Source organism: Nonomuraea basaltis (genome assembly GCF_005893125.1).
Lineage (GTDB): Bacteria > Actinomycetota > Actinomycetes > Streptosporangiales > Streptosporangiaceae > Nonomuraea > Nonomuraea basaltis.
On sequence record NZ_VCJS01000399.1, the window covers coordinates 1 to 6,572 of the forward strand.

Annotated in this window: 8 protein-coding genes; 7 read left to right on the plus strand and 1 reads right to left on the minus strand. The window is 72.3% G+C overall.

Annotation, left to right across the window (positions count from 1 at the left end; genetic code table 11):
* From EJK15_RS66605 to EJK15_RS66615, 3 genes are all read left to right on the plus strand, one after another.
* Nucleotides 1-641 (plus strand): DUF998 domain-containing protein (locus tag EJK15_RS66605; protein WP_138720486.1); only part of this gene is annotated, 641 nt, incomplete at its 5' end.
* A 33-nt stretch (nt 642-674) separates the two neighbouring features.
* Complete coding sequence (locus EJK15_RS66610; RefSeq protein WP_138720487.1) at nt 675-1,049, plus strand: YciI family protein; 375 nt, start codon at nt 675-677, stop codon at nt 1,047-1,049.
* Nucleotides 1,050-1,159: 110 nt separating this feature from the next.
* Nucleotides 1,160-2,473, plus strand: a complete 1,314-nt coding sequence (locus tag EJK15_RS66615; protein ID WP_138720488.1) for an RNA polymerase sigma factor — start codon at nt 1,160-1,162, stop codon at nt 2,471-2,473.
* 24 nt (nt 2,474-2,497) lie between these two features.
* Here EJK15_RS66615 and EJK15_RS66620 read toward each other — a convergent pair whose 3' ends face one another.
* Nucleotides 2,498-3,136, minus strand: a complete 639-nt coding sequence (locus tag EJK15_RS66620; protein ID WP_138720489.1) for a class I SAM-dependent methyltransferase — start codon at nt 3,134-3,136, stop codon at nt 2,498-2,500.
* A gap of 260 nt (nt 3,137-3,396) precedes the next feature.
* Between EJK15_RS66620 and EJK15_RS66625 the strand changes: the two genes are divergently transcribed.
* The 4 genes from EJK15_RS66625 (at nt 3,397) to EJK15_RS66640 (ending at nt 6,447) form a co-directional block, all read left to right on the plus strand.
* The gene (locus tag EJK15_RS66625; protein ID WP_138720490.1) at nt 3,397-4,089 is read left to right on the plus strand and encodes a universal stress protein; all 693 of its coding nucleotides are present in this window, start codon (nt 3,397-3,399) and stop codon (nt 4,087-4,089) included.
* 85 nt (nt 4,090-4,174) lie between these two features.
* On the plus strand, nt 4,175-5,044 hold the full coding sequence (locus tag EJK15_RS66630; RefSeq protein ID WP_138720491.1) for a hypothetical protein: 870 nt from the start codon (nt 4,175-4,177) through the stop codon (nt 5,042-5,044).
* A gap of 57 nt (nt 5,045-5,101) precedes the next feature.
* Nucleotides 5,102-5,428, plus strand: coding sequence for a LysR family transcriptional regulator (locus tag EJK15_RS78335; RefSeq protein WP_420847189.1), 327 nt, complete (start codon nt 5,102-5,104; stop codon nt 5,426-5,428).
* A gap of 125 nt (nt 5,429-5,553) precedes the next feature.
* The gene (locus EJK15_RS66640) at nt 5,554-6,447 is read left to right on the plus strand and encodes an ABC transporter permease (RefSeq protein WP_138720492.1); all 894 of its coding nucleotides are present in this window, start codon (nt 5,554-5,556) and stop codon (nt 6,445-6,447) included.
* Nucleotides 6,448-6,572: the final 125 nt, after the last annotated feature.

Sequence of the window (6,572 nt, forward strand, 5' to 3'; positions counted from 1 at the left end):
ACGCCCGCCCGGTCTCCGCCAAGCGCCCGCTGCTGGGCTTCGGCGTCGTCGCCGGTCCGCTGTACGTGACGGTCGCCCTGGCCCAGGCGTTCACCAGGGAGGGCTTCGACCTGGCCCGCCACCCCTGGAGCTTCCTGGCCAACGGCGACCTGGGCTGGATCCAGACAGCGAACTTCGTCGTCACCGCACTGGCGACCATGGCCTGCGCCGCCGGTCTGCGCCGTGCCCTGGCCTCCGGGCGCGGCGCGCGATGGGCGCCCCGCCTGGTCGCCGCGTTCGGCGCGAGCATGGCCGGCGCCGCGATCTTCCCCGCCGACCCCGCGATGGGCTTCCCGGCCGGAACCCCCGAAGGCCCGGGCGCGATCACCCTCACCGGCACCCTGCACATGGCCGTCGGCGGCGTCGGGTTCCTGTGCATGGTCGCGGCCTGCTATGTCATGGCCTCCCGGTTCGCCCGCGACGGCAGCAAGGGCTGGGCCGTCTACTCTCGCGTCACCGGCACGCTGTTCCTGGGCTCCTTCGTCGGCATCGCCAGCGGCGGCGGCGTCACGTGGGCCAATCTCACGTTCGTCGGCGGCATCCTGGCGATCTGGAGCTGGCTGTCCCTCGTCTCGCTGAAGCTGTCCCGCAACGCCGCCTGACCCGCTGTTTCACTGATCACAAAGGAGAACGCAATGCGCTACATGGTCACTCTCAAGGTCGTCGCCCAGCCCGACGGGCCGCCGCCGGCCGAACTCATGGAGGCCATCTTCAAGCTCGGCCAGGAGGCCACCGAGGCCGGGGCACTGCTGGACAACAGCGGCCTGGCGCCCAGCTCCGAGGGGGCCAGGGTCCAGGTGACCGGCGGCCGGCTGACCGTCACCGACGGGCCGTTCGCCGAGGCCAAGGAAATGATCAGCTACGCCCTCTACCAGGTCAGGGCCAAGGAGGAGGCCGTGGAGTGGGCCTCCCGCTTCGTCCGGCTGCACCGCGACATGTGGCCTGGCTGGGAGGGCGAGGTGGACGTCCTGCGATTGTTCGGCCCCGAGGACTTCGCCCCACCGGCCTGAGGACCTCGCCCCGGCCTGAGCCCCGAGAACTTCCCCCTCCGGCCTGACCCGCCACTCTCCGGCCGCGGACCGCGCATGCGGCCCGCGGCCTGATGGGGTATGCAGGACGCATGACGCTCCCGGATTCCCAGCGGGCGGCGAAGGCGGTGGAGGCGGTGTGGCGGATCGAGTCCGCCCGGGTCATCGCCGGTCTGGCCCGCATGGTGCACGACATCGGGCTGGCCGAGGAGCTGGCGCAGGACGCGCTCGTCGCCGCTCTCGAAGAGTGGCCGCGCGACGGCGTACCCGACAATCCGGGCGCCTGGCTGATGCTGACCGCCAAGCACCGCGCCATCGACCAGTTCCGCCGCCGCGACGTCTACGAACGCAAGCTGCAGCAGGTGGGGCGCGACATGGAGCTGCGCCAGGAGTCGGCCGGGGCCGAGCTCGACGACGCGCTGGACGACCACATCGGCGACGACCTGCTGCGACTGATCTTCACCGCCTGCCACCCGGTGCTGCCCGCCGAGGGCCGGCTCGCGCTCACCCTCCGCCTGCTCGGCGGGCTCACCACCGAGGAGATCGCGCGGGCGTTCCTCGTCCCCGAGCCGACCGTGAGCCAGCGGATCCTCCGCGCCAAGCGCACCCTCGCCGACAAGAAGGTCCCGATCGAGCTGCCGCCGCCGGCCGAGCTGCCCGCCCGGCTCGCCTCCATCCTCGAGGTCATCTACCTGATCTTCAACGAGGGGTACGCGGCGACCGCGGGCGGCGACTGGATCCGCCCGTCGCTGTGCGAGGAGGCCCTGCGGCTGGGCCGGATCCTGGCGGGGCTCATGCCCGCCGAGCCCGAGGTGCACGGCCTGGTGGCGCTCATGGAGATCCAGGCGTCGCGCATCCCGGCCAGGACCGCGCCGGACGGCGCCCCCATCCTGCTCCTCGACCAGGACCGCAGCCGCTGGGACCGGCTGCTCGTACGCCGCGGCCTGGAGGCGCTGGGCCGTGCCGAGGCGCTGGGCACGCTCGGGCCGTACGGGCTGCAGGCCGCCATCGCCGCCTGCCACGCCCGCGCCCTGACCCCCGAGGCCACCGACTGGGGACGGATGGCCGCCCTGTACCGGCTGCTCGCCCACATCGCCCCGTCGCCGATCGTCGAGCTGAACCGCGCGGTCGCCGTCGGCATGGCCGACGGACCCGCCCGCGGGCTGGAGATCGCCGACGCGCTCCTGGACGAGCGCGCGCTGCACGGCTACGCGCTCCTGCCCGCGGTTCGCGGCGACCTGCTGGCGAAGCTGGGGCGGGCGGATGAGGCGGCCGCCGAGTTCGAACGCGCCGCCGGGCTGACCCGCAACGCGCGCGAGCGCGGCCTGTTCCTCGACCGCGCCGCCGCACTCCTGCGCCGGGAACGAGACCCCGCCGCTCCGGATCCTGCCGGATCATCCTCGTGATCGTGCTGCGCAGCACGTCGGAGACTATCTGCCTGTTTCGGTGGGTTTGCGTGCGGCGAGTCGTTCGACGATGCCCAGCTTGAAGCGATCGTGTCGTTCGACGGTAAGACCGTGTTCGGGGAGCTGCTCGATCGGACGGCGCAGGAAGTGCTCGCCGCCCATGGGCACGGTGACCACTTCGAGCAGGCGTTGCGCGGCGCGCACCGGCCAGGCCGATGCCGCCACGTGGTCGGCGAGCAGCAGCAGCCCGCCCGGGCGGAGCACGCGCGCCATCTCGGCGATCGCCCGCCGGTCGTCGGGGATCGCGCAGAGCGAGAACGTGCACACCACCGTGTCGAAGCCGGCGGCCGGGAAGTCGAGCGCCTGGGCGTCCCCTTCGCGCAGGTCGGCCTTGATGCCGAGGGCGGACGCCCGGCGGCGTGCGAGGTCCAGCATGGCCGGGCTCCACTCGACGCCGGTCAGGCGGACGCCCTCCGGGTAGAGGGGAAGGTTCATGCCCGTGCCGATGGCGATCTCGATCGTGTCGCCGCTCGCCTGGCCGCAGATCCACGACCGGGTGTCGCCGAACAGGATCCGGTCGAAGTACGCCATCTGCCGGTCGTAGGAGGCGGCGTGCTTGTCCCAGTAACGGCGCAACCGTTCGTCGCGCGCCTTTGAGCTCATCGTCGATCCCCCTTGCTCATGGTGATGGGGGTTCCGGTTCCCGCCGCACGTTCAGGTTAAAGGCTGCGCTCGGAAAGAGGACACGGCGGGGGTGAAGCCATGAAGGACATGTCCAGTCATGACCTGGGTGGTCGCGATCTTCACGCCCCAGGAGTGGCTGTCCTGGGTCTTCCGCCGCAGGTCGACGGGCGCCTAAGCGGTAGGAGCGGACGTGACGGGAACGAACGCGGCAGGAGTCAATGCGACAGGAGTGAACTGACATGACCGGCATCGTGCTCGGCTACGACGGCTCGGACTTCTCCGTGCAGGCCCTGGACTGGGCGCTCGACGAGGCCGAGCTGAGGAAGCTCCCGCTGACCCTCGCGCACGCCTGGCAGTGGCCGTACGGCGAGGCCGCGGAGGAGGCCAAGGCGCACCTGCGCAAGGCGGCCGAGCACGTGCTGTGGCACGGCGCCGACTGCGCCCGCTCGACCAGCTCCGGCGTGCCGGTCGAGACCGACCTGTACGAGGGGCCCGCCGCCCAGCGCCTCGCCGAGCTGTCCGCCGATGCGGCGCTCGTGGTGGTCGGCTCCCGCGGGCTCAGCCGGCTGCCCAGGGCCGTCGTCGGCTCGGTGGCGGGATACGTCGCCGACCACGCCGGCTGCCCGGTCATCGTGGTACGCGGCCCGGGCCCGCTCCCGGCCCCCGTCGACCCGGGGCCGATCGTCGTCGCCGACAGGGAACCGGACGCGTCCGTGCTGGAGTTCGCGTTCGGCGAGGCGGCCCTGCGGCAGCTCGTCCTGGTCACCTCCGGCGACACGGCCGCCTGGCACGCCGCGCGCCCGGAGGTCGAGATCTGGCCCGAGCAGCCCGGCCGGCAGCCCACGCTCATGGTGACCGGGCGCCGCCGGGCCGCCTCCGTCCTCAGTCACGCGCCGTGCCCGGTGGCGGTGGTCCACGGCGGAGGAGGGTAGATCCTTTACCGAACGCGAACCGGCCGCCGGTCGGGTACGTCAATGTAAGGCAGGCCTGCGATCCCCACCGCCCAGGAGGCGCCGCATGAGACCACGTACCGAGCGCGCCCTGCCGCTGCTGATCGTGCTCGGGCTGGCCGTCGCGGGCTGCGGCGGCGAGCCATCGGGAACGACCCCCACCGGGGCCACCTCCGCCGGGACGACCGCGTCACCGGCGCCCACCGGGACGACCGCGCCACCGGCCACCGGGACGACCGCGCCACCGGCCACCGGGACGACCGCGCCGCCCACCACCTCGTCACGCGTTTCCACCGCGCCGCCGGACGCCCAGAAGAGGCTGGTCGCCGGCCGCTACCAGCCGCTGTGGCCGTTCTCCACCCAGACGGAGGCGGAGGCCTGGCGGCGCGCACACCGCGAGGACGGCCGCGAGGCCTGGCACCTGGACCCGGGCCGCACCGCGATCGCCTTCGCCCGCGACTACCTCGGCTTCACCGAGATCGACCAGGCCGTCAAGACCGTGCGCGACGGGCTGCACGCCCGCGTGCACGTCGGCTTCCGCGCCGAGGAGGGCCCGCGACCGCTGGTCACCGCCGTCGTGCACCTGGTCAGGTACGGCTCCGCCCCGGACGCGCCGTGGGAGGTGGTCGGCACCGACGACACCTCGCTCTCGCTGACCACGCCCAAGTACGGCGCGGCGGTCGGCTCGCCGCTGACCGTGGGCGGCCGCATCACCGGCGTGGACGAGAGCATCAAGATCCAGGTACGCCGGCCCGGCAAGGCCGCCCTCCTGGGCGAGCAGTGCTGCCTCAGCGCCGGCGGGGACGACTCGCCCTGGTCGGCCAAGGTGTCCTTCACCCCGGATCCGGGCCGGACGCTGACGATCGTGGCCTCCACCGGCGGCCACGTCGCCGACGTGGAGCGCTTCGCCGTGACGGGCGTGACCATCGCGCGCTAGAGGCGTGATCGTCAGAAGCCGAAGCCATGACGGGGCCGCTTGCTAGCATGCCCCGTTATGGAACTGCGGCAGCTCGAATACCTGGTGGCCGTCGCCGAGGAGGCCGGCTTCACCCGGGCCGCCGCCCGCCTGCACGTCGCCCAGCCCGGCGTGAGCGCCCAGGTCCGCCAGCTCGGGGAGTCCCTGTTCGACCGGACAGGGCGGACGGTGCGCCTGACCGCGGAGCCGAGCACGCGCGCCAGGATGGGGCTGGCCTGGCGGTCGGACGCCCCGAAGAGCCCCGCCGCGCGGGCCTTCCTCGACCACGCCCGCCGCCATCTGCCCGACCTCCCCTCTCCGCCGCGATGCGCGACGCCCTCGACGAGACGCTCCGGCCCCACCTGACCTCTGGACGTCCACGACGCTCGCGTTGAAATCTGGACCGACGCCCCCGGTGACAAGGGATGATCGGACTGCTGACGACCCTCCGGTCACCGGGCGCGCGGTGACCGCAAAGCATCGAGGTGCCCATGAGCCAACTGGAGAACGTCTCCCCGGAAAGCGGGCCGCTGGCCGAACTCGCCAAGAAGTACGGGCTCCGCCCCGCCATAGCGCGCCCGAGGTTCCCCGTCTACCTGCGCCACCTGTGGGACCGGCGGCACTTCGTCCTGACGTACGCCACCTCGCGCAACGTCTCGAAATACTCCGGCTCGGCGCTGGGTCAGCTGTGGCAGGTCATCACCCCGCTGCTCAACGCGGCCATCTACTACGTGATGTTCGGCCTCATCCTGGGCGGCAGCAAGAACATCCCCAACTACCCGGCCTTCCTGCTGACGGGCATGTTCGTCTTCACCTACACGCAGCGCACCGTCACCGCCGGCGCCAAGTCGATCTCCGGCAACCTGTCGCTGATCCGAGCCCTGCACTTCCCGCGCGCCTCGCTGCCGCTGGCGTACACGATCCAGGAGCTGCAGCAGCTGGTCATCTCCATGGGCGTGCTCCTCGTCATCGTGGTGCTCACGGGGGAGCTGCCCACCTGGGCCTGGCTCATGATCCCGGTGGTGCTGGTGCTGCAGACGATGTTCAACATCGGGGCCGGCCTCATCCTGGCCAGGCTGGGCTCCTCGATGCGCGACCTCAACCAGTTGCTGCCGTTCATCATGCGCACCTGGCTGTACGCCTCGGGCGTCTTCTTCGCCATCCACGACAAGGTCGTCAACAGCGCGGGGCTACCCGAGTGGGTGGCCACCGCGATGTACCTGAACCCGGCCGCCTCCTACATCGAGTGGATGCGCGACATCCTCCTCCGCAACCACACCCCGCCGCAGATGGTGTGGGTGTCGTGCACGTGCTGGGCGGTGGTCGCGCTCGTCGCCGGCTTCTGGTATTTCTGGCGGGCCGAGGACAGGTACGGGCGGGGCTGACGGCGCCCGGCCGGACGCGATGGCGCCGGCCGGGCCGGACGGGGACCCTCAGTTGCCTCCTCCGCCGCCGCAGCCGCCACCCCCTCCTCCGCCACCTGAGTCGCCCCCGCCGTAGCCTTTCTCGC

What these genes read in the sequence shown, in the direction of transcription:
- EJK15_RS66630 (WP_138720491.1), top strand. Translation starts at nt 4,175, where the DNA reads ATGAGACCACGTACCGAGCGCGCCCTGCCGCTGCTGATCGTGCTCGGG.
- EJK15_RS66640 (WP_138720492.1), top strand. Translation starts at nt 5,554, where the DNA reads ATGAGCCAACTGGAGAACGTCTCCCCGGAAAGCGGGCCGCTGGCCGAA.
- EJK15_RS78335 (WP_420847189.1), top strand. Translation starts at nt 5,102, where the DNA reads ATGGAACTGCGGCAGCTCGAATACCTGGTGGCCGTCGCCGAGGAGGCC.
- EJK15_RS66625 (WP_138720490.1), top strand. Translation starts at nt 3,397, where the DNA reads ATGACCGGCATCGTGCTCGGCTACGACGGCTCGGACTTCTCCGTGCAG.
- EJK15_RS66620 (WP_138720489.1), bottom strand. Translation starts at nt 3,136, where the DNA reads ATGAGCTCAAAGGCGCGCGACGAACGGTTGCGCCGTTACTGGGACAAG.
- EJK15_RS66610 (WP_138720487.1), top strand. Translation starts at nt 675, where the DNA reads ATGCGCTACATGGTCACTCTCAAGGTCGTCGCCCAGCCCGACGGGCCG.
- EJK15_RS66615 (WP_138720488.1), top strand. Translation starts at nt 1,160, where the DNA reads ATGACGCTCCCGGATTCCCAGCGGGCGGCGAAGGCGGTGGAGGCGGTG.